This is a genomic window from Catenibacterium faecis (genome assembly GCF_014306455.1).
Taxonomy (GTDB): Bacteria; Bacillota_I; Bacilli_A; order Erysipelotrichales; family Coprobacillaceae; genus Catenibacterium; species Catenibacterium mitsuoka_A.
This window is the reverse complement of sequence record NZ_JACRWG010000158.1, coordinates 1-670: the sequence shown is the minus strand read 5'-3', so window position 1 is coordinate 670 and position 670 is coordinate 1. Positions and strand designations below refer to the sequence as shown.

Genomic DNA, 670 nt, shown 5'->3' with positions numbered 1-670 from the left:
CTTCATATTTCTGGATAAGTTCATTGTATATTTCTGAGAATATTGCACTGTCATGCATGTTTCCTGGTGCCACCTTATTAAAGAGAACATAGCCGTATCTGTCACATATTGTCATATGTGAATAGGCAAAGCACTTCTGCTTCTCACCCTTATGGAACAGACCGCATTCTGGGTCTGTAGTGCTTTCTTTGACATGCTTTGTTTTCTTTAATTCAATTTCTTCTCCAGTCTCTTCATCAAATGCATATTCTTTCTTGTCTAATGATTCAAATGGCTTCTTGCCATTTTCTGCTCTTTCTTCATTGATTTCTTCAAGTAATTCTTTTTCATATGCCTTAGCTACAATCTCTACTTCCTTATCTGTAGCTTTTCTAGAATTCGCATTAGCTTTTCTATGTGTGCCATCACCAAAGACAGTAGTGGTATCAATAAAGCCGTTATCAATGCCATGCTTGATGATATGATTGAAGATCTGGTCAAAGACTTCACTATCCTTGTATCTTCTCTGATAGTTCTTAAACCATGTAGAATAGTTTGGAACAGCTTCATAAATGCTGATACCTAAAAACCATCTATAAGCTATATTGACCTTGATCTCTTCACAGGTCTTTCTCATAGAGTTGATGCCGAATGTATAATTGATAAAGATCATTTTAAAAAGTACCACAGG

The 670-nt window shown here is 35.7% G+C and carries 1 protein-coding gene; it reads right to left on the bottom strand.

Annotation, left to right across the window (positions count from 1 at the left end; genetic code table 11):
* A partial coding sequence (locus tag H8909_RS13240) for a transposase (RefSeq protein WP_238928320.1) occupies positions 1-652 on the bottom strand: 652 nt, incomplete at its 3' end.
* Between the last annotated feature and the right edge of the window lie 18 nt (positions 653-670).